General features: G+C 70.1%; 22 protein-coding genes and 1 tRNA gene. 16 read left to right on the top strand and 7 right to left on the bottom strand.

Annotated elements, in window-relative coordinates; all coding sequences use genetic code 11:
- Window positions 1-5: 5 nt before the first annotated feature.
- Window positions 6-2,504 (top strand): glycosyltransferase, encoded by a 2,499-nt coding sequence (locus EAT49_RS05125; protein WP_123641214.1) that lies wholly within the window; start codon window positions 6-8, stop codon window positions 2,502-2,504.
- Between the two features lie 54 nt (window positions 2,505-2,558).
- Here the strand turns inward: EAT49_RS05125 and EAT49_RS05120 are convergent.
- Window positions 2,559-2,634 (bottom strand) — tRNA-Ala (locus tag EAT49_RS05120).
- Window positions 2,635-2,708: 74 nt separating this feature from the next.
- Window positions 2,709-3,038 carry a TIGR02300 family protein gene (locus EAT49_RS05115; protein ID WP_123641213.1) on the bottom strand — a complete coding sequence of 110 codons (330 nt, stop codon included), beginning with the start codon at window positions 3,036-3,038 and terminating at the stop codon, window positions 2,709-2,711.
- 174 nt (window positions 3,039-3,212) lie between these two features.
- On the opposite strand from EAT49_RS05115, the gene EAT49_RS05110 reads away from it, so the two are divergent.
- Together EAT49_RS05110 and EAT49_RS05105 are read left to right on the top strand one after the other, a co-directional pair.
- Window positions 3,213-3,908 (top strand): M48 family metallopeptidase, encoded by a 696-nt coding sequence (locus EAT49_RS05110; RefSeq protein WP_123641212.1) that lies wholly within the window; start codon window positions 3,213-3,215, stop codon window positions 3,906-3,908.
- Between the two features lie 30 nt (window positions 3,909-3,938).
- Window positions 3,939-4,598, top strand: a complete 660-nt coding sequence (locus tag EAT49_RS05105; protein ID WP_123641211.1) for a GntR family transcriptional regulator — start codon at window positions 3,939-3,941, stop codon at window positions 4,596-4,598.
- Window positions 4,599-5,108: 510 nt separating this feature from the next.
- Here EAT49_RS05105 and EAT49_RS05100 read toward each other — a convergent pair.
- The gene (locus EAT49_RS05100) at window positions 5,109-5,435 is read right to left on the bottom strand and encodes a winged helix-turn-helix transcriptional regulator (RefSeq protein ID WP_123641210.1); all 327 of its coding nucleotides are present in this window, start codon (window positions 5,433-5,435) and stop codon (window positions 5,109-5,111) included.
- 121 nt (window positions 5,436-5,556) lie between these two features.
- Here EAT49_RS05100 and EAT49_RS05095 point away from each other — a divergent pair, with 121 nt between their 5' ends.
- Window positions 5,557-6,225 carry a glutathione S-transferase gene (locus tag EAT49_RS05095; protein ID WP_123641209.1) on the top strand — a complete coding sequence of 223 codons (669 nt, stop codon included), beginning with the start codon at window positions 5,557-5,559 and terminating at the stop codon, window positions 6,223-6,225.
- A 56-nt stretch (window positions 6,226-6,281) separates the two neighbouring features.
- The gene (locus EAT49_RS05090) at window positions 6,282-7,793 is read left to right on the top strand and encodes a YifB family Mg chelatase-like AAA ATPase (RefSeq protein WP_123641208.1); all 1,512 of its coding nucleotides are present in this window, start codon (window positions 6,282-6,284) and stop codon (window positions 7,791-7,793) included.
- Here the strand turns inward: EAT49_RS05090 and EAT49_RS05085 are convergent.
- Entirely contained in the window at window positions 7,790-8,650 is an 861-nt protein-coding gene (locus EAT49_RS05085; RefSeq protein WP_123641207.1) for an alpha/beta fold hydrolase, read from the bottom strand. The two genes, EAT49_RS05090 and EAT49_RS05085, sit on opposite strands and share 4 nt — an antisense overlap.
- 89 nt (window positions 8,651-8,739) lie before the next feature.
- Here EAT49_RS05085 and uxuA point away from each other — a divergent pair, with 89 nt between their 5' ends.
- The 9 genes from uxuA (at window position 8,740) to EAT49_RS05040 (ending at window position 18,980) form a co-directional block, all read left to right on the top strand.
- Window positions 8,740-9,942 (top strand): mannonate dehydratase, encoded by a 1,203-nt coding sequence (uxuA, locus tag EAT49_RS05080; protein WP_123641206.1) that lies wholly within the window; start codon window positions 8,740-8,742, stop codon window positions 9,940-9,942.
- Between the two features lie 185 nt (window positions 9,943-10,127).
- Window positions 10,128-11,402, top strand: a complete 1,275-nt coding sequence (locus EAT49_RS05075; protein ID WP_221181432.1) for an ABC transporter substrate-binding protein — start codon at window positions 10,128-10,130, stop codon at window positions 11,400-11,402.
- Between the two features lie 67 nt (window positions 11,403-11,469).
- On the top strand, window positions 11,470-12,480 hold the full coding sequence (locus EAT49_RS05070) for a carbohydrate ABC transporter permease (RefSeq protein ID WP_123641204.1): 1,011 nt from the start codon (window positions 11,470-11,472) through the stop codon (window positions 12,478-12,480).
- Between the two features lie 239 nt (window positions 12,481-12,719).
- Complete coding sequence (locus EAT49_RS05065; RefSeq protein ID WP_123641203.1) at window positions 12,720-13,796, top strand: carbohydrate ABC transporter permease; 1,077 nt, start codon at window positions 12,720-12,722, stop codon at window positions 13,794-13,796.
- Window positions 13,793-14,803: an NAD(P)-dependent oxidoreductase gene (locus tag EAT49_RS05060; RefSeq protein WP_123641202.1), complete on the top strand. Its 1,011-nt coding sequence runs from the start codon at window positions 13,793-13,795 to the stop codon at window positions 14,801-14,803. Before EAT49_RS05065 ends, EAT49_RS05060 begins: the two co-directional genes overlap by 4 nt.
- 9 nt (window positions 14,804-14,812) lie before the next feature.
- Window positions 14,813-15,892 (top strand): ABC transporter ATP-binding protein, encoded by a 1,080-nt coding sequence (locus tag EAT49_RS05055; protein ID WP_123641201.1) that lies wholly within the window; start codon window positions 14,813-14,815, stop codon window positions 15,890-15,892.
- On the top strand, window positions 15,885-16,913 hold the full coding sequence (locus tag EAT49_RS05050; protein WP_123641200.1) for a Gfo/Idh/MocA family protein: 1,029 nt from the start codon (window positions 15,885-15,887) through the stop codon (window positions 16,911-16,913). Before EAT49_RS05055 ends, EAT49_RS05050 begins: the two co-directional genes overlap by 8 nt.
- 4 nt (window positions 16,914-16,917) lie before the next feature.
- Window positions 16,918-17,934 carry a Gfo/Idh/MocA family protein gene (locus EAT49_RS05045; RefSeq protein WP_123641199.1) on the top strand — a complete coding sequence of 339 codons (1,017 nt, stop codon included), beginning with the start codon at window positions 16,918-16,920 and terminating at the stop codon, window positions 17,932-17,934.
- A complete protein-coding gene (locus EAT49_RS05040; RefSeq protein WP_123641198.1) occupies window positions 17,931-18,980 on the top strand; it encodes a Gfo/Idh/MocA family protein in 1,050 nt (349 codons plus the stop codon). Before EAT49_RS05045 ends, EAT49_RS05040 begins: the two co-directional genes overlap by 4 nt.
- Window positions 18,981-19,315: 335 nt before the next feature.
- On the opposite strand, the gene EAT49_RS05035 is transcribed toward EAT49_RS05040, so the two are convergent.
- The 3 genes from EAT49_RS05035 to choW form a co-directional block, all read right to left on the bottom strand.
- Window positions 19,316-20,074, bottom strand: a complete 759-nt coding sequence (locus EAT49_RS05035; protein WP_123641197.1) for an SDR family NAD(P)-dependent oxidoreductase — start codon at window positions 20,072-20,074, stop codon at window positions 19,316-19,318.
- 198 nt (window positions 20,075-20,272) lie between these two features.
- Window positions 20,273-21,301: a choline ABC transporter ATP-binding protein gene (gene choV, locus EAT49_RS05030; protein ID WP_123641196.1), complete on the bottom strand. Its 1,029-nt coding sequence runs from the start codon at window positions 21,299-21,301 to the stop codon at window positions 20,273-20,275.
- Window positions 21,298-22,134, bottom strand: a complete 837-nt coding sequence (gene choW, locus EAT49_RS05025; protein WP_123641195.1) for a choline ABC transporter permease subunit — start codon at window positions 22,132-22,134, stop codon at window positions 21,298-21,300. The genes choV and choW overlap by 4 nt, the downstream gene beginning before the upstream one ends.
- 129 nt (window positions 22,135-22,263) lie before the next feature.
- Between choW and EAT49_RS05020 the strand changes: the two genes are divergently transcribed.
- A complete protein-coding gene (locus tag EAT49_RS05020) occupies window positions 22,264-22,509 on the top strand; it encodes a hypothetical protein (protein WP_123641194.1) in 246 nt (81 codons plus the stop codon).
- A gap of 76 nt (window positions 22,510-22,585) precedes the next feature.
- Window positions 22,586-23,209, top strand: a complete 624-nt coding sequence (locus EAT49_RS05015; RefSeq protein ID WP_123641193.1) for a glutathione S-transferase family protein — start codon at window positions 22,586-22,588, stop codon at window positions 23,207-23,209.
- The last annotated feature ends 22 nt before the right edge of the window (window positions 23,210-23,231 follow it).

Raw genomic sequence — 23,231 nt, 5'->3', positions numbered from 1 at the left:
TGTGAATGGCATTGCAGTTGCAGACAGTGCGTCGACGCCAGAAGAACGAACAGAAGGTCGTCCTCGCGTTCTGTTCCCACGACGACGCCCACCTCGTCCCGGCGATGCTCGCCAACCTGTCGCCCGCCGTCCATGCCTGGGTGGCCTGGGACGACAGGAGGACCCCGGCGGACGGCGAACCGGCCAGACGCCGCATTCTTCTCGATGCCTGCCGCGCGATGGAGGCCCAGTGGATCCTCGTTGCCGATCCTGACGAACGCTACGAGGACCGGCTCGCCTCCCGGATGCGCCAGCTCTGCAGGCGCCAGCAGGACATCGTCTGGTCCTTCGGCCTTCGGGAGTTGTACGCGCCGGATCGGTACCGCAGCGACGGATTCTGGAACCGGAAGACCCGCGCGTGTCTCTTTCCAGTTACAGACTGCATCCACGTCCCCGACAAGGCACTGCACGGGCACTGGTTCTCCTACCGCAAGCCCCGGAATATCCGCCCCTCCGGTCTCGATTTCTATCACCTCCGCATGATCGACCCCGCCCGGCGACAGGCGCGATGGGCACAGTATGCCAGTATCGATCCCGAGCGTCGGTTCCAGAAGATCGGCTATGACTACCTGATCGACGAGCGCAGCCTCCGGCTCACGGCCATCCCGCCTGACCGGCGCTACTCCCCCGGGCATGTGGAGGATCACGGCCTTTGGGGAACCTCCCCCCCGTCGGCCGATCCGCCCCGGGACACGAATCGCCACCGGTTCTTCTTCCTGCAACGCCTGCTCGCCCCCGACTGCGCGACACAGCGAATGCTGGTGATCCGGGACATCCTGTCGGAGGCGATCGCCGAAACCGATGGGGCGACGATCATGGCCTGCGCCGCCTGGCTCTGCGCGGAGGGGGAGAGTGCCGAGGCTCTCGCGCTTCTCGAGAGCCTCCCGGCGTCACCGGCCCGCAACCTGCTCCTCGCGCGCACCTGCCGGGCCTCGGGCGATCTCGGGCGGGCGCGCGGCCTTGCCCGGGCGGTGACGGAAGCCCTGCCGGAGTCTCGGATCGCCCGGACCGAGTTGCGCCGTCTCCGCGAGGCCTCTGGCGACTTCGACGGCGAGGACGCGCTCTGGCGTCGCTGGGTTCCCGGCGCCGCGACCCTGCGGACCGGACCGGGCGTCGTGACCGACGCTCCCCTCACGGTGGTGGTCATCGGCTTCCGTGCGCCTGCGGAACTCGGGGAGGCCGTGTCCTCGCTGCTGGCGCAGGACGTGAAGGCGGAGATCGTCGTCGTCAACTCGGGCGGCGGCGATGCCGCGCGCCGCCTCGGCCCCCGCCGCGACCAGGTCCGCCTGATCGAGGTCGCGGACCCGCTCTACGTCGGGGCCGCCCGCAACATCGGCATCGACGCGAGCCGCGCGCCCGTGGTGGCCTTCCTCGCAGCGGACTGCCTCGCCGCGCCCGGATGGGTGCGGCAGAGGCTGGAAGGGCACAGGCAGGGCGCCGCGGCGGTCGACAGCCGGGTGATCGCGGACCGCCCCCGGTCTCTGGCGGGACTGGCCCTCAGCGCCTGGCTGCACTGGCCCCGCTGGCCGGGTTCCGAGGCCGAACCCCAGGGCCTCTATGGCCTCTCCTACGACAGGCGCGTCTTCGAACGGTACGGCTATTTCTCTCCGGATCTCCGGGTCGCGGAGGACACCCATTTCAACCGGCGTCTGCAGGGCCGGGAGGTCGTCCGCTTCGGAACCGGCGTGCTGACGCTGCACCGCTATCCGCGAACGGTTCCCGCCATGCTCCTCGACGCCTACCGGCGGGGGAAGCGGACGCCGGCGATCCTGCTCGACCTGATGAAACCGCCCGCCGCCCGTCTCCAAGGGTTCCGGCGCCGCCGGGCCTCGAGACACCTTCTTGCGCGGGAGGCCTCGCTCCGGATCGACTCGGTGGGCAGGATCGGCAAGGCGATCATCAGGCAACTGATCCGGGCCGTCTCCCATGCCGACCTCGTGGGGCTGAGGATGTCCGTTCGGATCTTCGACAGATGCGGGGAACTCGGCGGAAAGGCCGAAGCCGCCCTCGAGGCCGGCAGGCCCGCGGAGGCGCTGACCGCGGCGCGGACAGCGCGCGACCTCGCCCCGCAGGAGAGCCGGTACCACCTCCTCGAGGCCCTCGCTCTGTCCCGCCTCGATCCGCCCGTGCAGCAAGCAGAGGTGATCGCGGCCTTCCGCCGTGCCGCCGGACTCGATCCCGCGGCGAAGGAGCCCCATGCGCGACTCTACGCCCATCTGCTGGAGAGCGACCCCGGGACCGCCCTGCGCGTGGCCGAGGAGGAGGCCGACCGGGCGCCGCACGAGCCCGCCCATGCTCTCGCGGCGGCCGAGGCCGCCACGCGGCTGGGCCTCACGGATCTTGCCGACCTCTACGCCCGCTTTGCCTTCTTCTCGGCCCCGTGGTCGCCCGATTGCCAGGCGCTCCACGACTCGCTCCGGACCAGGCGGGACGCGCCCCCGGCAAGCCTGCGCAGTTCCGCCTGAGCGGCGCGCCCGCGGTTGAGCGGTGTCGTGCCCGCGGCGGATATCTAGGGGATCTGGTGGAGCCTAGGGGAGTCGAACCCCTGACCTCTTGCATGCCATGCAAGCGCTCTCCCAACTGAGCTAAGGCCCCGCCTTGTGAGGGCGGTCTCTACGCACCGCCCACCGGGAGTTCAAGGGGGAAAACGCCCCCGAAGCCCGAAACCGTCAGTCGTCGCTGTCGTCGCCCGGCACATCGGCCAGTTCGTCCAGCGAAACGGTATCGTCGTCCTCGTCATCGTCGAGCACGTCGTCGCCGATATCCACGTCGGCGTCGTCGGCGTCGTCCTCGAGAACGATCTCGTCGTCGCTCTCCTCCGCCTTCAGCTTCTTGGTCTGCGCGTCCTCGGCATCGGCCACCATGGTGCGGGTCTTGCCGGTGTCGATCTCGACGACCTCGCCCGTGTAGGGGCTGATGATCGGCGTCGCGTTCAGGTCGTAGAATCGCTTGCCCGTGGTCGGACAAAGACGCTTGGTTCCCCACTCTTCCTTGGGCATCGTATCACGGTCCTTCGGGTATGCTGGCCCGGGCTTCCGGGCTGGATCTGGTGCGGCTCACTTGCAGCGGATCGCGCTCCCCTGCCATAAGGCCGGGGCGGTGTCAAAACCTCTGTGCCGCGAACCTCGGTGGCGACGGTGTGGCGACGGCCGGTCGCCGAACGAAGGGCGGATATGGGCGACACACTGCGTCTGGGCAACCCCCCGATCGACATTCTCCTGCGACGCTCCGCCCGGGCGCGCCGCCTGACCCTGCGCGTCAGCCGGATCGACGGGCGCGTGACCCTGACGCTGCCGCCCAAGGTGGCCGAGCGCGAGGCGCTGCGGTTCGCGCGGGAGCGCGAGGCCTGGCTGCGCAGCCATATCGACGGCCGGAGCCCGCCTGCGCCCCTCGCGCCCGGGGCGACGGTGCCTTTCGAAGGCCGCCCTCTTCCCCTCGTGGCCGCCCGCGTGCGCGGACCGCGCCTCGAGGAGGGCGTCCTGAAGCTGCCCGACGACGGCGCCCCCTGCGGCCCGCGCGTCGCGGCCTTCCTGCGCACCGCCGCGCGCGACCGGCTGGCCCGCGCCAGCGACAACCACGCCGCCGCCCTCGGGCGCAGCTACGGCCGGATCACCCTCCGCGACACCCGCTCCCGCTGGGGGTCCTGCACCTCCGAGGGGAATCTCATGTATTCGTGGCGGCTGGTGATGGCGCCGCCCGAAGTGCTCGACTACGTCGCCGCCCACGAGGTCGCCCATCTTCAGGAGATGAACCACTCCCGCGCCTTCTGGGCCGTGGTGGCGCGGCTGGTGCCCGGATATGACGCGCACCGCCTCTGGCTCCGGTCCCATGGCGCGGAGCTGCACGCCGTCCGCTTCGACGGCGCTTGACGCGAGGCGGCCCGAGGTCACACTGATGCCATGCTGATCCAGCCCCGCGCTGCAGAACCTTTGGCCCCCACGGGGGCCGCCCACGACCGCGTCTACCGCGCGCTGAGGTCGCGCATCATGCACGGCGAGATCCTGCCGGGGCAGGCGCTGACCCTGCGCGGCATCGGACGCGAATTCGGAACCTCCATGACCCCTGCCCGCGAGGCCGTCCGCCGCCTCGTGGCCGAGGGCGCGCTGTTCCTGTCCTCTTCGGGCCGCGTCTCCACGCCCGAGCTGTCCAACGACCGGATCGAGGAGCTTGCCGCGCTCCGCGGGCTGCTCGAGCCAGAGCTGGCCAGCCGCGCCCTGCCGCGCGCCCATTTCGCGCTGATCGAGCGGCTCCAGGCGATCAACGAGGTGGTCCGCCAGCGCGTCCTGCAGCAGGACGCCACCGGCTACATCCGCGTCAATCTCGAGTTCCACCGCACGCTCTACCTGCGCGCCCAGGCCCCGGCGATGCTGGCGATGGCCGAGACCGTCTGGCTCCAGCTCGGCCCCACGATGGCCGCGCTCTACGCGCGGCTGCGCCGGTCCGAGCCGCCCTCCGGCCACCGCATCATTCTCGCCGCCCTGCGCGCCGGGGACGAGCCCGGCCTGCGCCTCGCCGTTCGGACGGACGTCACGCAGGGGCTCAGGATGCTGCGGGGGTAGGGGGCGGCAGGTCCTCCGCCCGCCGGTGCCGCCCGGGGCAATGGCGGTCCGATGGCGACCGCCCCCTTGGCCCGTCGATTGGCTGACGACAGCGCGCCGATTGGTCGGAGCAATGACCGGTCACCATAGCGAGCCGCCGATGTCCGAACTCGGCAACCGTCATTCTCCGCCCCGGCGCGGAATCAAGGCCGCAGGCCGCCGCGCCATCGCGTCGCCATTGTCGCTCGGACCAATGGCGCTCCAATGGCGACCGCCCCCACGGCCCGGCGATTGGCCGACACCAGCGCGCCGCTCATGCGGAGCAATGACACGTCGCCATAAGGCACTGCCGATCAACCGGTGATCGCCGATCCGCGGCCCCCCGATGGCGCGCCTCTGCGCTCCCCTCGGACGGGAGCGAGCCGCCGATGTCGGAGCTCGGCAACTGTCATTCTCCGCCCCGGCAAGAACCCGAGGCCGCAGGGCGAGGAGGGACCGTGGCGCCCCAGAAGCCCGGCCCACTCCCCCGCCTCAGGCGCCGAGCCGCTCCGCGCCCGCCGCGCTCCGCCCGGCCCCCCACGCCGCCATCGCGGTCAGCACAGGCCCCAGCGTCTGCCCCGCCTCGGTCAGCCGGTAATCCACCTGCGGCGGCTGCGTCCCGTGATCCGTGCGCAGGATCAACCCGGCCGCCTCGAGGTCGCGCAGATGCCGGATCAGGATCTTCTCCGAGATCCACGGCATCCCCCGCCTCAGCTCCCCGTAGCGCATCGGACCGTCCATCAGGCGCCAGAGGATGCCCGGCCTCCAGCGGCCGCCCATCGTCTCGGTCGCGATCCGCATCGGGCAGGGGATCTCCATGGCGCGTCCTCCCGGTCCTTACCTCGGGCCAACTGTGGCGGGGGAAACGCAGCCTGTCATCCCCCGGGATCACACCGGGAAACCGCTTTACGCCAGGCCATCCGCGGCGCAAGAATATGTCATGACCTATGACCTTTACATCGCCGCCCGCCTCCATTCGAGCTGGTCACTCCGTGGCTGGCTCATGTTCGCCCGCTTTGGCCTGCCGGTGCGGACGCAGCTTCTCGACATCTACGGCCCCGGCAAGGACGCGGCCTTCGCGCCCCTTGCCCCCGCCCGGCTCGTTCCGGTGATCCGCACCCCCTCCGGCACCGTCCTGGGCGACACCCTCGCCATTGCCGAGACCCTGGCGGAGCGCCATCCGGACGCCGGTCTCTGGCCGTCGGACCCCGCCCGCCGCGCCCTTGCGCGCTGGCTCGTGGCGGAGATGCACTCGGGATTTCAGGCCCTGCGCAGCAATTGCCCCATGGACCTGCGCCACGTCTACGACGCGCCCCCGGCCACCGAGGCGGTGCGCGCGGACCTCGCCCGCCTGGAAGAGCTCTGGGCCATGACCCCCGGACCGGGCCCCTGGCTGTTCGGAGACTACAGCCTCGCCGATGCCTTCTACGCGCCCGTTGCGACCCGAATCGTGACCTGGAGCCTGCCGGTCTCGGATCGCGCCCGCGCCTATGTCGAGGCGCACCTCGCCTGTCCCGCGTTCCGCCAGTGGCGCGCCGAGGGCCTCGCCGAGTCCACCCGCATCACCCGCTACGACACGGACCTGCCCACCCGCCCCTGGCCCGGTTAACCAATCTGTAAGGACCGGTCTGTTAACCATGCCGCGCACAACAGGCGCGGCGCATCATGGTGGCGGTCACCCATACGGTAGCCTTCGAGGGGATCGAGGCCCGCGACGTCGAGGTGCAATGCGCCGTCTCGCCGGGTCTGCCCGGGTTTTCCATCGTGGGCCTGCCCGACAAGGCGGTCTCCGAGGCCCGCGAACGGGTCCGCGCGGCGCTCTCCACCATGGCCATCGCCCTGCCGTCGAAGAAGATCACGATCAACCTCTCGCCCGCCGACATCCCCAAGGAGGGCAGCCATTTCGACCTGCCCATCGCACTGGCGCTGCTGGCCGAGATCGACATTCTCCCCCGCGACAAGGTGGCCGAACTGACCGCGCTGGGCGAGCTCGCGCTGGACGGCGGCCTCGTGCCGGTGCTGGGCGCCCTGCCGGCCGCCATGGCCGCCGCCGAGGAGGAGCGCACGCTGATCTGTCCCCTCGCCTGCGGGGCGGAGGCCGCCTGGGTCGGCGCCTGCGGTGTCTTCGCACCCCGCTCGCTGGCCGAGGCCATCGGCCATATCACCGCTCGCACGCCCCTTGCGCCCGCCGTGCCCGGCGAGGTCGGCCCGGAAACCGGCGGCCCTGACATGAGAGAGGTCAAAGGCCAGGAACGCGCCAAGCGCGCGCTCGAGATCGCCGCTGCCGGACGCCATCACCTGCTGATGGTCGGCTCTCCCGGATCGGGCAAGTCCATGCTCGCCGCACGCCTGCCGGGCCTCCTGCCGCCCCTCACGCCCGCCGAGGCGCTGGAGACCTCCATGGTCCATTCCCTCGCCGGGCTGATGGACGAGGGCGGCATCTCCCGCATCCGCCCGTTTCGCGAACCGCACCACACCGCCTCCATGCCCGCCATCGTCGGCGGGGGGCGCACCGCCAAGCCCGGCGAGATCAGCCTTGCGCATAACGGCGTGCTCTTCATGGACGAGTTCCCCGAGTTCCCCCGCCAGGTGCTCGAGACCCTGCGCCAGCCCATCGAGACAGGGGAGGTGGTCGTGGCCCGCGCCAACGCCCATGTCCGCTATCCCTGCCGGTTCCTGCTGATCGCCGCCGCGAACCCCTGCCGCTGCGGTTATCTCGCCGAGCCGTCCCGCGCCTGCGCCCGCGTGCCCGCCTGCGGCGAGGAGTACATGGGCCGAATCTCGGGCCCCCTCATGGACCGGTTCGACCTGCGGGTGGAGGTGCCGCCCGTGGCCTGGTCCGACCTCGACATGCCCGCCACCGGCGAGACCTCGGCAGCCATCGCCGCCCGCGTCGCCGCCGCGCGCGCCCTCCAGTCCACCCGGTTCGAGGGGGTCGAGAAGGTCCGCGTCAATGCCGACGCCTCGGGCGCCCTCCTCGAAACGATCGCCCCCCTCGATGCGGACGGGCGGGAACTTCTGGCGCGTGCCGCCGAACGCATGGGCCTGACCGCCCGCGGCTATCACCGGGTCCTGCGCGTCGCCCGCACCATCGCCGATCTCGCCGGATCGCAGGACATCACACGCGCCCATCTCGCCGAGGCCGTCAGCTTCCGCCTCTCCTACGGATCGGGCTAAGCGAGAAACGCCAGCAGCGCCGCCCGCATCGCGCGCGTCTCCACATGCCCCTCCGCGCCCACATGAACGACCAGCGGCCCGTCCCCGTAGACCTCCCTGAGCCGCTTCTCCAAAGGCCCGAATGCCTCCGGCGGCGTCAGCGGATCGGCCAGTCCCGCCGCCACGAACTGCGACCGGGGCGCGATCAGCGCGGCAACCTCCGGCAGGTCATGCTCCGGCAGCAGGCCCGGGATTGTCAGGTACGGCCCGTGCAGGTCATGGGCCCCCGAGGCGATCAGCGGCGCGATCGCCGCCATCCCGCACAGATGCGCCACCTTCGAGGCCTCGGGCCGCAGCGCGCCCACCATGGCGGCAAGGAACGCCCCCATGGAAAACCCCACCACCGCCGGCGCTTCCTCCGCCTCGCACAGCAGATCGAGCGCGCCGCTCAGGTCCTCCACCATCACCCCCAGCAGCGTCCGCCCCTGCCACAGCAGCGCCTTCGCCAGCGCCCCCTCCGGCCCCTCTCCCTGCCGCTCGCCGAACCCGGCCATGTCGGGACACAGCACCCGGTGCCCCGCCCGCGCCAGCGCCAGCCCCAGCGGCGGATCGAGAAGGGCAGGGCGCCCCTCCAGCGCCTCCGCCTTGCCGATGCCCGGCCGGTCCCCGTGGGCATGGGCATAGAGCACTGGAGAGCGCACCGGCGCGCCCGGAACCGGGGCGAGATCGAACGCCGGAACCCTGCGCTCGCCGACAAGCTCCAGCCGCCGCCACCTCACGCCCTCCGTCTCTCCCTCCGAAAGCACGCGCACCCCCGGTCGCCCCGGCGGGGATGCGCCCAGCAGGCGCCAGAGCTCGGGACGTGTGAGGGGCGCCATGGGATTGCCTGTGCCGGGGTCGCCTGTATACCTTGGTCGCAAGACGGCCGGTCCGCAACGCACGGCCCGGCCACGGGAGGGAGAACACCATGCAGCAGACCTGGCGCTGGTTCGGGCCGGTTGATCCGGTGTGCCTGTCGGACATCCGCCAGGCCGGCGCCACCGGGGTGGTCACCGCGCTGCACCACCTGCCCGCAGGCGCCGCATGGCCGGCAGAGGAGATCGCCAGGCGCGTCGCGGAGCTCGGCGCCGACGGTGGCGCGCCGCTGCCCTGGTCCGTCGTCGAAAGCCTGCCGGTGTCCGAGGCGATCCGCACGCAGACGGGCGACTGGCGCGCCCATCTCGACGCCTGGCGCGCCTCGCTCGAGGCGCTGGCTGCCGCCGATATTCGCACGATCTGCTACAACTTCATGCCGGTCCTCGACTGGACTCGAACGGATCTCGCCGCGCCCATGACCCATGGCGGCACGGCGATGGCCTTCGACATCGACATCTTCGCCGCCTTCGACATCCACATCCTCGCCCGCCCCGGCGCGCGCGAGGATTACACCGAAGAGACCGCCGCCCGCGCCGACGAACTCGCCGGCACGATGAACGACGCCGCTCGCGCCGCTCTGACGGAAAACATCACCTGCGGCCTGCCCGGATCGACCGAACGCTGGTCCCTCGACGCCCTGCGCGAGGGGCTGGCGCGCTACGAGGACATCTCGCCCGAGCGGCTGATGCAGCACCATGTCGACTTCCTCTCCGAGGTCGTGCCCACCGCAGAGCGCCTCGGCATGCGCCTCTGCTGCCATCCCGACGATCCGCCGTTCCCTCTCCTCGGCTTGCCGCGCGTGATGTCCACCGCCGCCCACTACCGCGAGCTTCTGACCGCTGTGGACAGTCCCGCCGCCGGGATGACGCTCTGCACCGGTTCTCTCGGCGCGCGACCCGACAACGACCTGCCCGCGATCGCCCGGGAGTTCGGCCCCCGCATCCATTTCGTCCACCTGCGCAACGTGACCCGCACCACCGAAACCGTGCCCTGTTCCTTCTTCGAGGACGAGCACCTCTCCGGACAGACCGACATGGTCGAGGTGATCGAGACGCTCCTGACCGAAGAGGCGCGGCGCCGCGCCGAGGGCCGCGCCGATGCCGAGATCCCCTTCCGCCCCGACCATGGTCAGGCGATCCTGACCGACCTCGAGCGCAAGCATCAGCCCGGCTACCCCGCCGTCGGCCGTCTCAAGGGTCTCGCGGAGTTGCGCGGCGTGCTCGCGGCCCTCGCCCGGCCCGCGGCCGCGCCGTGATGGCCGCGCGCGCGACGCCCGGGCCGGTCCAGACGCCGCGGCGGAACGGGCGCTGGCGCAAAATCTTCACTGGCAAAGCGCGTCCTGTCGGACGACGCTGCAGGGACCGGTCTCTGGGACCGGTCAACACGGCCGCACAGGGCCGGGACTGACCGGCCGCGAAGGCCAACAGGAGGAGAACCGATATGAAGACTGTCATGACGAGAACCGGGGCCAGCGTTCTGGCGCTGACGCTCGCGGCCTCTGCGGCGATGGCCCAGACCGAACTCCGGATGACCTGGTACAACGACGGCAACGAGGGCGAGGTGATGCAGGGCATCCTCGACCGCTTCGAGGAGGCGAACCCGGACATCTCCGTCACCCTAGACGTGGTGCCCTACCAGGCGATCCTCGAATCGCTGCCCGTGCAACTCGCCGCCGGCGACGGCCCCGACATCGCGCGCGTCACCGACCTCGGCGGCCTCTCGGAATACTATCTCGACCTCACGCCCCATCTCGAGGACCCCGAGTACTGGCGGACCAACTTCGGCCCCTTCCTCAACTGGCTCGATCCCACCGGCGGCGGCGCGATCTCCGGTTTCATGACCCAGCTCACCGTTACCGGCCCCTATGTGAACAAGACACTGTTCGAGCAGGCCGGCGTCGAGATGCCGGGCGAGGGCGCCACCTGGGACGACTGGGCGGCTGCGACGAACGAGGTCGCCTCGGCCCTCGACATCCCGATCCCGATGGCCTGGGACCGCTCCGGCCACCGCGTCTTCGGCCCCGCGATCTCCATGGGTGCCGAGCTCTTCGACGAAGAGGGCAACCCCGCGCTCGTCGACGAGGGCATGCGGACCATGGCGCAGATGCTCTACGACTGGCACGAGGACGGCACCATGGCCAAGGAGCTCTGGGGCTCGGTCTCCGGCTCCACCTACCTCGGCGCCAACGAGGAATTCGCCAACGCCCAGACCGTTCTCTACATGTCCGGCTCCTGGCAGATCCCCCAGTTCGCCACCACGATCGGCGACGCCTTCGACTGGTGGGCCGTGCCCGCGCCCTGCGGCCCGGCGGCCTGCACCGGGATGCCCGGAGGCGCTGCGCTCGTCGCCATGGAAGGCACCGAGCACCCCGAGGAAGTGGCGACCCTGATGGAATTCCTCACCCAGGAGGAGAACCTGGCCGAATTCTACGGCGAGACCCTCTTCATCCCCGGCCACCTCGGCCTCGCCGAAAGCGGCGTCGAGTTCGCCACCGACGATCCGCGCGCGGCCCATGCGCTCGCCACCTTCGCGGCCGCCGTGCCGTCGATCTCGCCCATCGCCTACGAGGCACAGGGCTACGCCAACAACCGGGTGATGTTCAACGCCTTCATCTCCCGCCTCGGCGAGGCGATCGTGGGCGAGCTCACGCTCGACGAGGCCTTCGACCGGATGGAGCAGGACGTCGAACAGCAGCTGGCCGAACAGGCCCGCTGACACTTAAAGACCGCGCGCGCTCCCTCCTCGGGGCGCGCGCCTCTTCGCCGGCCGGGGAGGGGCGTTCATGACCGACACCACGGGCTTCGGCGCCCGCGCCACCCGCGTCGTCACGGCGCCCCTGCGCTGGATCTTCGAGGCGCTCGACAAGCCCTTCCAGGCCCTCCAGCGCCTCGGCGGCATCGGCTCGATGCCCTGGTGGTTCCTGTTGCCGAACCTGCTCTTTTTCGGCGGCTTCGTGATCCTGCCGCTCTTCATCAACTTCGGCTATTCGCTCACCGGTGGCACGCGGCTCTTTCTCGAGGACCGTACCTATACCGGGACCGAGCAATATGCCTTCCTCTTCGATTGCGGCAACTACGCCGACCCGACCTCCTGCCGCGAGGACCGCTTCTGGCGCGGCATCTACAACACCGCGACCTTCATCTTCTTCCAGGTCTCGTTCCTCGTCCTCTTTTCCCTCGTCACCGCGCTGATCCTGAACCGCAAGATCCGCGCCCGCGGCTTCTTCCGTGCGGTGTTCTTCTTCCCGGTGCTGCTGTCGCCTGTGGTCGTGGCGCTGATCTGGAAGTGGATCCTGCTCCGCGACGGGCTTCTGAACGCCGCCCTCGTCGGCATGGGCTTCGACCGGATCCTCTTCTTCGTCAGCCCCGAATGGGCGATGTTCTGGGCCATCTTCGTGTCGATCTGGGCCCACATGGGCTTTTACACGCTGATCCTGCTGGCCGGTCTTCAGGCGATCCCGCCCGACCTCTACGAGGCCGCGGAAATGGACGGCACCTCGAAGGAGCGCGTCTTCTGGCGCATCACCCTGCCGCTTCTGTGGCCGAACATGCTCGTGGTGATCGTGCTGGCGCTCATCAAGGGCGTGCAGGTCTTCGACGAGGTCTACGTCCTCACCGGGGGCGGTCCGGGCACCGCCACGCAGTTCATCGTGCAATACATCTACAACACGGGCTTCACGAACCAGGTGCAGAACTTCGGCCTCGCGGCCGCCGCGTCGGTGGTGCTGGGCGTGGTGCTCTTCGTGCTGACGCTGGTCCAGCTCGCAGCCACGCGGAGGCGGGACGGTGGATAGGATGGTCGCGAGGGCCGGTCGGGTGAAACCCCACCCTACGCTTGAACTGCAGAGCCGCGCCATCGACGGGCCACAGGGGCTGTCGCCATCGCGTCGCCATTGGTTCGAGCGACAATGGCGACGCGATGGCGCGGCGGGCTTCGCCCTTGACTCCGCGCAGGTTCGCAGATCGCCCGTCACAGCCAGCGAGACCTCACACCGGACGTCCCCGCTATCACGTCGAGCCCCCGGAGCCCCCCATGGCTGACGCGACCGCTCAATCCCGCCCCGGCGTCCTCGCCATGCTCACCGCCCGCCGCGGCCGGGGGAAACTCCACTGGACCGACGTCTTCAGCTACATCTACCTTGGCCTCGGCGTGCTGCTGATGTTCGGCCCGGTGATCTGGCTCGCGCTCTCGTCCTTCAAGACCCCTGCGGGCCTAGTGGAATTCCCGCCCACGCTGCTGCCCCTCGGCCAGATCTCCGTCCCGGTCGAGGGCTACGACGACCCGCTCCTCCTCTTCTCCGTCACCACCGAGACAGGCGAGACCCGAGAGCTCGCCCAGATCCGCCGCATCGGCATCGTGCGCCAGATGGTCGACCCCGCCGCACCGGACGAGCGTATCGACGTGCCGATCGACGCCGCCGAGCCGATCCGCGAATTCGACATGGCCTGGGAGAACTACACCGACCCGCTCCAGCGCTTCGACTTCACGCGCTACCTCTGGAACTCGGTCGTCGTCACCGTCGTCGCCACCGCGATCACGCTGCTGATCAACTCCATGGCCGCCTACGGCCTCGCCATCTACGACTTCAGGGGCCGCAACGGGATCATGCTGCTGGTGATCGGCACGCTGATGATCCCGATCACGGTGATCCTCGTTCCGGTCTATCTCGTGGTCACCCAGATGGGCCTCGTCAATTCGCTCTGGGCGGTGATCCTGCCCGGCGCCGCGACGCCCACGGGCGTGTTCCTCCTGCGCCAGTACATGCTGACGATCCCCCGCGACCTGATCGAGGCCGCGCGCATGGACAAGGCCAGCGAATGGGCGATCTACTGGAAGGTGGTCATGCCGCTCGCCATGCCGGCGCTCGCCGTCCTCGCCATCTTCTCGGTCATGTGGCGCTGGAACGATTTCCTCTGGCCCCTCATCGTGCTCAACCGCTCCGAGGTCTACACGCTCCAGGTCGGCCTCAATGCCTTCCAGGGCGAGCTGAACGTCCAGTGGCACTACATCCTCGCCATGACCGTGGTGACCCTGATCCCGGTCGTCGTGGTCTTCGCATTCCTGCAGCGCTTCATCACCACCGGTATCGCCGCCTCGGGCATGAAATGACCCGCCCGCTGATCTTCCTCGATCCCTTCCCCCGCACCGAGGCCATGGTCTGGGACGACGCGACCCGCGCCGCGGTGGAGGAGATGGGCGAGGTCACAGCCCATTTCGGCAGCCGCGCTCCGGATGCCCTCGTCGAGCGCATCCTGCCCGAGGTCTCCGTCATCGTCGGCCAGACCGCCTTGCCGAAAGAGCGCCTCGACCGCGCCCCAAACCTGCGCGCCGTCCTCAACGTCAAGGCCAACTGGGAGCCCGACCTCGACTATGCCGAGGCTCATGCCCGCGGCATCTGGGTGCTCTCCGCCGCGCCCGCCATGGCGCCTGCCGTCGCCGAATTCGCGCTCGGGCAGGCGCTCAGCCTCCTGCGCGGCATCCATACCGCCGACACGCGCTTCCGCTCGGGCGACATGGGGATCGGCATCGGCGGCAACGCCGCCGCCCGTCCCCTCTTCGGCGCGGAGATCGGCCTTCTTGGCTACGGCAACCTCGGCCGGGCGCTCCTGCCGCTCCTCTCCCCCTTCGGCGGGCGCCTCCGGATCCACGACCCATGGCTCTCGGACGGCTACCTGCGCAGCCAGGGCGCCGAGCCCACGGACCTCGGCACGCTGCTCGCGCAATCGGATGTCCTCTTCCTCCTCGCCGGCGTCACCACCGAGAACGCGGGCGGCCTGACGCGCGCCCGCCTTGAGACGATCCGCCCGGACGCCGCCGTCATCCTCGCCAGCCGCGCCGAGATCGTCGAGTTCGACGCCTTCCTCTCGCTCGCCGCCGAGGGCCGCTTCCGCGCGGCCGTCGATGTTTTCCCCGAGGAGCCCGTGCCCCCGGATCACCCCTGGCGGCAGATCCCGAACGTGCTCTTCAGCCATCACCTCGCGGGCGGGATGGAGGCCTCCTATGCCCTGATCCGCGAGATGATGCTCGACGACATCGCCCAGGTCCTCAAGGGCCTGCCGCCGCTCCGGATGCAACGCGCGGAGCCCCGGCTGGCGGGCCTGATGCGGAGCCGCTAAGGAGACGACATGACCGAAATCCGCCTCGAGACCATCCGCAAGGCCTACGGCGACGTCGAGGTGATCCACGGCGTGGACCTCGAGGTCCGCTCCGGCGAATTCGTCGTCTTCGTCGGCCCCTCCGGCTGCGGAAAATCTACGCTCCTGCGGATCATCGCCGGGCTCGAAGACATCACCTCCGGCAGCCTCAAGATCGACGGGACCGAGGTGAACCACGTCACCGCCGCCGACCGGGGCCTCTCGATGGTGTTCCAGTCCTACGCCCTCTACCCGCACATGACGGTCTACAAGAACATGGCATTCGGCCTCGAGAACAGCCGCATGCCGAAGGCCGAGATCGACGCCCGCGTGCGCGAGGCGGCGGCCATGCTCCAGATCACCGACTACCTCAACCGCCGCCCCAAGGCCCTCTCCGGCGGACAGCGCCAGCGCGTCGCCATCGGCCGCGCGATCGTCCGCGAGCCCCGTGCCTTCCTCTTCGACGAGCCGCTCTCGAACCTCGACGCGGAACTGCGCGTCACCATGCGCAAGGAACTCGCCGCCCTCCACGCCAAGATCGGCGGCACGATGATCTACGTCACCCACGACCAGATCGAGGCCATGACCCTCGCCGACCGCATCGTCGTGCTGCAGAAGGGCCGGATCGAGCAGGTCGGCAAGCCGCTCGAACTCTACAACAGGCCGCAGAACCTCTTCGTCGCAGGCTTCATCGGCAGCCCCCGCATGAACCTCATCGAGACCACCGTGACCGAAGGCCCCGCCCTCGTCTCCGGCGCCGCCCGGATCGCGCTCCCCCCCGGCGCCCCGGTCACACCCGGCGCGAGCGTCACCGCCGGCTTCCGCCCCGAACATCTCGACATCGTCGAGGGCGACGGCGACATCGCTGTGACCGTCACCTTCGCCGAACAGCTGGGCGGCGAGACCTACCTCTATTGCGCCGCCGAGGGCCTGCCCCAGATCACCGTCCACCGTCCCGGCCAGCTTCCGGTGGAAAAGGGCCAGGCCCTGAGCCTCCGTCTCGACCGCAAACAGCTCCACCTCTTCGACGCGGACGGGCAGGTCCTCGCCAACGGTCTCGCCAATGGCTGACCGCCTGCGCCTCGCCCTCATCGGCTGCGGCATGGCCGCCAAGCCCCATGCCGCAGCCCTCAAGTCGCTGACAGACCGCATCGAGGTCGCCGGCGTCTATGCCCGCAGCCCGGAACGCCGCGCCGCCTTCGCCGCCGAGCACGGCTTTCCCGAGGCGCCAAGCCTCGACGCCCTGGTGGCCGACCCCACCATCGACGCCGCCCTCGTCATCACGCCCCCCAACGCCCGGGCCGACATCGTCTCCGCCTTCGCCCGCGCCGGAAAGCACATCCTCAGCGAAAAACCCCTCGAGCGCACGGCAGAGGCCGCAGAGGCCATCGTCACCATCTGCGAGGCGGCGGACGTCACCCTCGGCGTCGTCTTCCAGCACCGTTTCCGGAAGGCCTCGGAGGCCCTCGCAGACCGCCTGAGAGACAGCAGCCTCGGCCCCATCCGCGTCGTCGGCGCGGACATCCCCTGGTGGCGTGAACAGGCCTATTACGACGAGCCGGGCCGCGGCACCTATGCCCGCGACGGCGGCGGCGTGCTCATCAGCCAGGCGATCCACACGCTCGACCTGATGCTCTCCCTCACCGGCCCCGCTGCCGAGCTGCAGGGCCTCACCGCCACCACCCCTCTCCACCGCATGGAGGCCGAGGACTACGCTGCCGCCGTCCTGCGTTTCGCAAACGGCGCCATGGGCCACCTCATGGCCTCCACCGCCCACTACCCGGGCGAGGCGGAGAGCCTTCGCCTCGACTGCGACCGCGCCTCCGTGCGCCTGAAATCCGGCGTGCTCGACATCCACTGGCGGGACGGGACGCATGAGCAGGTGGGCGAGCAGGCCACCACCGGCGGCGGCGCCGATCCCATGGCCTTCCCCTCCGACTGGCACCGCGACCTCATCGCCGACTTCGCCGAAGCCGTCCGGACGGGCCGCGCCCCCCGCGTCACCGGGCGGCAGGCCCTCGACGTCCACCGCCTGATCGCCGCCATCGAACGCTCGTCGCGGGACCGCCGCGCGATATCCCTTCCGGAGTAACGACATGTCCCTGACCCTCGGGGTGATCGGCCTTGAACACCGGCACGCCTACGGCATGACCGAGAACCTCCTGAAGCACGGCTGCACCTGTGCCGGCTTCTGGACCGACGGCACCCCCCAGCCTCTGAGCGGCTGGGAAAAGCGCTTCCCTGACATCCCCCGGGTCGCTGACCGCGCCACGCTCCTCGATGATCCCGCCATCGACCTCATCCTGATCGCCGACGTGCCCTCCCTGCGCGCCGACCGCGCCATCGAGGCGATGGAGGCCGGCAAGGACGTCGTGGTGGACAAGCCCGGCTGCACCACCCTCGACCAGCTCGCCCGCCTGCGCGAGGTGCAGGCCAGCACGGGGCGCATCTGGTCCGTCGACTTCTCCGAACGCTTCGAGGTCCCCGCCGTCACGCGCGCCGCCGAGCTCGTCGCCGAGGGCGCGATCGGCCGCGTGATCCAGACCGTGGGCCTCGGCCCCCACCGGCTCAACCGCCCCACGCGCCCGGGCTGGTTTTTCCAGGAGGACAGCTACGGCGGCATCCTCACCGACATCGCCTCCCACCAGGTGGACCAGTTCCTCTTCTTCACCGGCTCGGACGAAGCCGAGATCGTCGCCTCGAGCGTGGGCAACTTCGCGAACCCCGATGACCCCGGCCTTCAGGACTTCGGCGAGATCCTCCTGCGCTCGGACCGCGCCCACGGCTATATCCGCGTCGACTGGTACACCCCCGACGCCCTGCCCACCTGGGGCGACGGCCGCCTGACGATCCTCGGCACGAAGGGCTATATCGAGCTTCGGAAATACGTCGACGTGGCGGGGCAGGGCGGCACCGACCACGTCTTTCTCGTCAACGGCGACCGCTGCGAGAGGATCGACGCCTCCGCCGCCCCGCTCCCCTATTTCGAGCGGCTCATCGCCGACGTCCGGAACCGCAGCGAAACCGCGATGCCCCAGGCCCATTGCTTCAAGGCGATGGAGCTCGCGCTCAAGGCGCAGGCACAGGCAACCCGCCTCGGAGCCCTCGCATGACCGTCCGCGCCGCCATCGTGGGCGCGGGCGGCATCGGCACCCAGCACGCCGCGGCTATGGCAGAGATCCCGGACGCCATCCGCTTGACCAATGTCTGCGACACCAACGACACCCTCGCCGAGACGCTCTCGGCCAAGACGGGGGCAGGGGCCGCCACCTTGGACGCCATCCTCGCCGATCCCGCCGTCGACCTCGTCGACATCTGCCTGCCCCCCGCGCTCCATGTCCCCGTCGCCCTCCGCGCGCTCGAGGCGGGCAAGCATGTCATCTGCGAAAAGCCCGTCGCCGGCAGCATGGCCGACATCGCCCGGCTTCAATCCGCGACCGAGACCGCGGGCCGCGAGCTCTTTCCCGTCTTCCAGTACCGCTACGGCCCTGCCTTCCGCCACCTCGCCGCGCTCGACGCCGCGGGCCTGCTGGGCGCCCCCCGCGTCGCCAGCCTCGATACCCACTGGAGCCGCGGCGCCGACTACTATGCCGTGCCCTGGCGCGGAACATGGGAGCACGAGATGGGCGGCGCGGTCCTCGGCCATGCCATCCACATCCACGACCTGATCGGTCGCGCTTTCGGCCAGATCACCGAAGTCGCGGCCCTGACCGACACGCTGGTCAATCCCATCGAGACCGAGGATTGCGCGGCGCTGGCCCTGCGCACCGCCCGCGGCGGCCTCGTCTCCTCCTCGATCACGCTGGGAGCCGCGGGCGACGAAAGCCGCCTCCGCCTCGTGTACGAGCGCGCCACCGTCGAGAGCGCCCGCATCCCCTACGCCCCCGGCTCCGTCGCCTGGACCGTCACCGCCCGCGATCCCGAGGACCAGGCGGCCATCGACGCTGTGCCGGTCCCCGAGGGCCTCGACTGGTTCGCGGGCTACCTCGCCGATGTCGCCGCCCGGATCGAGAACCGTCCGAACACGGCCGTCACCCTCGCCGAGGGCGCGGCCTCCATCGAACTCGTCACCGCCATCTACCGCTCCGCACGCACCGGCGAGCGTGTGCGCCTGCCTCTGGAACCGGGCTCGCTCCTCTGGGACGGCTGGCGCCCCTGACGCCCCGGCGATCCGTGGACTCCCCGCGATCCCTGACACCGCCCGGGACCCGACCCCTTGCCCCGCCATCCTCGCCCGCTTCGGTGCGCGCGGTCTGCCCCTTTGGCCCGGATCGCCCCGCCAAGGCTGGCGCCCCCGGGCCGCCCTGCGACCCCTGACGCCGCCCGGTCACCGCACCGGATCGCGCCTCTGTCCGCCCGGGGATCGCAGGTCCCCGGGCCCGGCGCGCGGCGTCTCTGTCCCACCTTCACCCGTCCCGAATTCGGGTTTTCCGAGATAATACATTAAAAACATAATCTTGACCCCACGTTTCAACGTGAAACGGGATCCCGGCCCTAGACGGATTCCTTCGGCGTCCCCGGAATGATCGACAGAAGCCCCCCGTCGACCCGTACCGACTCGCCCGTCACGAACCGGGCCCGCTCCGACAGCAGGAACAGGATCACCCCCGCCACCTCCTCCGGCTCCGCGATCCGGCCCATGGGATGCATCCCGTCCAGCACCCGCCACAGCCCCGCCGGATCGTCCGACTGCGCCACCGCCCACTCCAGCATCGGCGTCCGGACCGAGCCCGGCGCCACGAGGTTCGCCCTGACCCCTTCGGCCGCGAAATCCACCGCGATGGACTGAACCAGCCCGTAAAGCCCGTGCTTGGCCGCCGTATAGGCGGCGACGTTCCCCTGCGTGGCATGGCTCTGAACCGAGCCCGTGAACACCAGCGCCCCCTTCGCCTTGCGGATCTCCGGCAGCGCCGCGCGCGCCATGTTGAACCCTCCCGTCAGGTTCACCGCGATCACCTCGTTCCAGGTCTCGTCCGGCGTATCCTCCGCCGAGCCATACCTCTGGATGCCCGCGTTGTGCGACAGCCCGTCGAGCCGGCCGAAGACCGCCACCGCCTCCGCCACCGCCGCCGCGCAGTCCTCCGGGCGGGTGATGTCGCCCACCACGGCCCGCGCGCGCTCCCGGTCGGCATAGACCTCCGTCACCCGCGCGTCCCGGTCGAGGCAGAGCACTTCGTGCCCGTCCTTCAGCGCCAGTTCCCCCACCGCGCGGCCGATCCCGCTCGCCGCGCCCGTCACCAGATAGACTGCCATGTCCGTCCTCCTCGCGCGCAGTCTGCCCCATTCCGCGCCCGGCCCCAACACCTCTCCGACCGTGTCGGCACCACTGCCGAGAGCCCCCCACTCCCATTCTTCTGGCTTGAAATATCCCGGGGGGCATGCTGGAGGCATGCCTCCGGCATGACGGGGCGGAGCCCCCGGCGGATCGGCCCGCGCAGCGGGCCGAAACCCTCAGCCCCCGGTCCGGGGACGCAGCCCCCTCAGCACGTCGTCCCGGCTGAGCTGTCCCACCAGCGCGCCGTTCTCCACCACACCCACCGGCCCCGCGCAGCCGATGATCCGGTCGAGCCCGTCGCGCACCAGCGCATCCGCCTCCACCGTGACCTCGGGCGCGCCCTCCACGGGTCGCATCAGGTCCCGCGCCCGCAGCACCCCGAGCGGGTTCATGTACTGCACGAATTCGGCCACATAGGCGTTCCTCGGCGCGCTCACGATCTCCTGCGGCGTTCCCGTCTGCACGATCCGCCCGCCCTCCATGATCGAGATGCGGTTGCCGATCTTGAACGCCTCGTCGAGATCGTGGCTCACGAAGAGGATCGTGCGCTTCAGCCGCGCCTGCACCTCGAGGAGCTCGTCCTGCAGCCGCGTGCGGATCAGCGGGTCGAGGGCCGAGAAGGGCTCGTCCATCAGGAGGATCGGCGCATCCGTGGCAAAGGCCCTGGCCAGCCCCACCCGCTGCTGCATCCCGCCCGAGAGCTCCCCCACCTTGCGGTCCGCCCATTGCGTCAGGTTCACCAGCTCGAGCTGCGTCTCGATCCGCTCCCGTGCCAAGCGCTTCGGAATGCCCGCAAGTTCCAGCCCGAGGCCGACGTTCTCCCGCACCGTCCGCCAGGGCAACAGGCCGAAATGCTGGAATACCATCGCCACATGATGCAGGCGCAACCGCCTGAGCGTCGCCGCGTCGGCGCCCGTGACCTCCACCATCCCCTTACCGTCGGTCACCGAGACGCTGCCCCGCACCACCGGATTCAGCCCGTTCACCGCGCGCAGGAGCGTGGACTTGCCCGAACCCGACAGGCCCATCAGCACCACGATCTCGCCTTCCTCGACCTCGAGCGAACAATCGTGCACGCCGAGAACCTGGCTCGTCTGCGCCTGGATTTCTTCCCGGGTCAGCCCCCGGTCCATCAGCGGCAGGGCCACCGCGGGCGAGCCGCCGAAGACGATGCAGACACCCTCGATCCGGACCGCGACGCTCACTTGCGGCTCCCGAGGTTCAGCACCCGGTCGAGCATGATCGCCACCACCACGATCACGAAGCCGGACTCGAACCCGAGGCCCGTGTTCACCTGGTTCAGCGCCCGCACCACCGGCACGCCGAGCCCGTCCGCCCCCACCAGCGCCGCGATCACCACCATCGACAGCGACAGCATGATCGTCTGGTTCAGGCCTGTCATGATTTGCGGAAAGGCATAGGGCAGCTCCACCTTCCACAGGGTCTGCGATGGTGTGGCGCCGAAGGCGCGGCTCGCCTCCAGCAGAGAGGCGGGCGTCGAGGACACCCCGAGCCAGGTCAGTCGGATCGGCGCGGGCAGCACGAAGATCACCGTGGCAATCAGGCCCGGCACCATCCCGATCCCGAAGAAGACGATGGCCGGGATCAGGTAGACGAAGGTCGGCAGCGTCTGCATCAGGTCCAGCACTGGCCGCATCCAGGCGTAGAGCCTCGGGCGGTGGGCGGCGGCGATGCCGATGGGCACGCCAATGGCCATGCAGACGATGCACGCCGACAGCACCAGCGTAAGGCTCTCGGTCGTCTCCTCCCAGTAGCCCTGGTTCAGGATGAACAGGAACCCCAGCGCCACGAACAGCGCCACCTTCCAGCTTCTCTGCAAGGCGTAGGCGATCGCGGCAAAGACCAGCACCACGACAAGTGGCGGCGGCGATTGCAGGACCCAGAGAAAACCGTCGATCATCGCCTCGAGCCCGATCGCCAGCCCGTCGAAGAACCAGGCCCCGTTGATCTGCAGCCAGTCGAAGACCGCTTCGGCCACATCGTCCACTGGGATCTTGTTCTCGGTCAGAAAATCCATGCCTGTCCCTTTTGTCCTCCGCCTTTATCGGGGGGCGACAGGTCCAGGGTCAAGCAGGCGGGCCGGAAGACGGAGCGGCGCAGGGGGCAAGGCGGTTGTCGCATCGGCGTCGATCGAAGGAGACGCGAGATGCAGACGAGACGCCGATTTCTGGCCGCCGGTGTGGCAGGTCTTGCGGGGGCCTCGCAGGCGCGGCCACTGCGCAACACACCCGTGGGTATCCTCAGGGCGACGGGGGCGGAGCTGGCCCGTCCCTGCCGCTACCGCGGCACCCCGCCCGAGGGGCTCGCCGAAAGGGTCCGCGACGCCGGGCTCGACACGGGGGAGCGCCTCCTCGACTGGCGTCGTGACGGCGACCACGCCCCGCACCGCTGACCCCTATAGCAAGGCCATTTTCCCTTGGAGCCGGTCGTGCGATGCTGCGCCCAGGATCACACCCGGAGGCCGCGCCATGTCAGATCTCGTCTTCTACACCAATCCGATGAGCCGCGGCCGCATCGTCCGCTGGATGCTGGAGGAGGTCGGGACTCCCTACGAGACCGTTGTGATCGACTATGGCCGCATGGCCGACGCGGACTACCGGGCGGTGAATCCGATGGCCAAGGTGCCGACCCTGCGCCATGGCGAGACCACCGTGACCGAATGCGCCGCGATCTGCTGCTATCTCGCCGAAGCCTTTCCCGATGCCGGTCTCTCCCCTGCGCCCGGCACGGCGGAGCGGGGCGCCTTCCTGCGCTGGATGTTCTTTGGTGCCGGTCCCGTGGAGGCCGCGGTCACCAATACCTCGTTCGGCTGGGCGGCACGCACGCCGCAGGAGGAAGGGCGGCTCGGCTACGGATCGACCGCCAGGGTCCTCGACACGCTCGAGGCGCTGGTTGCTGCGGGGCCATATCTCATGGGCGAGCGGTTCAGCGCGGCCGATGTCTATCTCGGCAGCCAGATCGCCTGGGGGCTGCAATTCGGCACGATGGAAGCCCGCCCCGGTTTTCAGGACTATGTCGCCCGCATCATGTCCCGCCCCGCCGCCCGGGCCGCCAGCGCCAAGGACGATGCGCTGATGCCCGCGAAGGCATAGGGCGGGACGGCCCCCTCGGACC

Source organism: Histidinibacterium lentulum (assembly GCF_003789055.1).
In the GTDB taxonomy this organism is placed as follows: Bacteria; Pseudomonadota; Alphaproteobacteria; order Rhodobacterales; family Rhodobacteraceae; genus Oceanicola; species Oceanicola lentulus.
The sequence above is the reverse complement of the archived record's forward strand: the minus strand, read 5'-3'. Positions and strand labels throughout refer to the sequence as shown.

What these genes read in the sequence shown, in the direction of transcription:
- uxuA (WP_123641206.1), top strand. Translation starts at nt 8,740, where the DNA reads ATGCAGCAGACCTGGCGCTGGTTCGGGCCGGTTGATCCGGTGTGCCTG.
- choW (WP_123641195.1), bottom strand. Translation starts at nt 22,134, where the DNA reads ATGGATTTTCTGACCGAGAACAAGATCCCAGTGGACGATGTGGCCGAA.
- EAT49_RS05035 (WP_123641197.1), bottom strand. Translation starts at nt 20,074, where the DNA reads ATGGCAGTCTATCTGGTGACGGGCGCGGCGAGCGGGATCGGCCGCGCG.
- EAT49_RS05050 (WP_123641200.1), top strand. Translation starts at nt 15,885, where the DNA reads ATGGCTGACCGCCTGCGCCTCGCCCTCATCGGCTGCGGCATGGCCGCC.
- EAT49_RS05105 (WP_123641211.1), top strand. Translation starts at nt 3,939, where the DNA reads ATGCTGATCCAGCCCCGCGCTGCAGAACCTTTGGCCCCCACGGGGGCC.
- EAT49_RS05075 (WP_221181432.1), top strand. Translation starts at nt 10,128, where the DNA reads ATGAAGACTGTCATGACGAGAACCGGGGCCAGCGTTCTGGCGCTGACG.
- EAT49_RS05115 (WP_123641213.1), bottom strand. Translation starts at nt 3,038, where the DNA reads ATGCCCAAGGAAGAGTGGGGAACCAAGCGTCTTTGTCCGACCACGGGC.
- EAT49_RS05095 (WP_123641209.1), top strand. Translation starts at nt 5,557, where the DNA reads ATGACCTATGACCTTTACATCGCCGCCCGCCTCCATTCGAGCTGGTCA.
- EAT49_RS05020 (WP_123641194.1), top strand. Translation starts at nt 22,264, where the DNA reads ATGCAGACGAGACGCCGATTTCTGGCCGCCGGTGTGGCAGGTCTTGCG.
- EAT49_RS05125 (WP_123641214.1), top strand. Translation starts at nt 6, where the DNA reads ATGGCATTGCAGTTGCAGACAGTGCGTCGACGCCAGAAGAACGAACAG.
- EAT49_RS05045 (WP_123641199.1), top strand. Translation starts at nt 16,918, where the DNA reads ATGTCCCTGACCCTCGGGGTGATCGGCCTTGAACACCGGCACGCCTAC.
- EAT49_RS05070 (WP_123641204.1), top strand. Translation starts at nt 11,470, where the DNA reads ATGACCGACACCACGGGCTTCGGCGCCCGCGCCACCCGCGTCGTCACG.
- EAT49_RS05055 (WP_123641201.1), top strand. Translation starts at nt 14,813, where the DNA reads ATGACCGAAATCCGCCTCGAGACCATCCGCAAGGCCTACGGCGACGTC.
- EAT49_RS05085 (WP_123641207.1), bottom strand. Translation starts at nt 8,650, where the DNA reads ATGGCGCCCCTCACACGTCCCGAGCTCTGGCGCCTGCTGGGCGCATCC.
- EAT49_RS05065 (WP_123641203.1), top strand. Translation starts at nt 12,720, where the DNA reads ATGGCTGACGCGACCGCTCAATCCCGCCCCGGCGTCCTCGCCATGCTC.
- EAT49_RS05040 (WP_123641198.1), top strand. Translation starts at nt 17,931, where the DNA reads ATGACCGTCCGCGCCGCCATCGTGGGCGCGGGCGGCATCGGCACCCAG.
- EAT49_RS05100 (WP_123641210.1), bottom strand. Translation starts at nt 5,435, where the DNA reads ATGGAGATCCCCTGCCCGATGCGGATCGCGACCGAGACGATGGGCGGC.
- EAT49_RS05015 (WP_123641193.1), top strand. Translation starts at nt 22,586, where the DNA reads ATGTCAGATCTCGTCTTCTACACCAATCCGATGAGCCGCGGCCGCATC.
- EAT49_RS05110 (WP_123641212.1), top strand. Translation starts at nt 3,213, where the DNA reads ATGGGCGACACACTGCGTCTGGGCAACCCCCCGATCGACATTCTCCTG.
- EAT49_RS05090 (WP_123641208.1), top strand. Translation starts at nt 6,282, where the DNA reads ATGGTGGCGGTCACCCATACGGTAGCCTTCGAGGGGATCGAGGCCCGC.
- EAT49_RS05060 (WP_123641202.1), top strand. Translation starts at nt 13,793, where the DNA reads ATGACCCGCCCGCTGATCTTCCTCGATCCCTTCCCCCGCACCGAGGCC.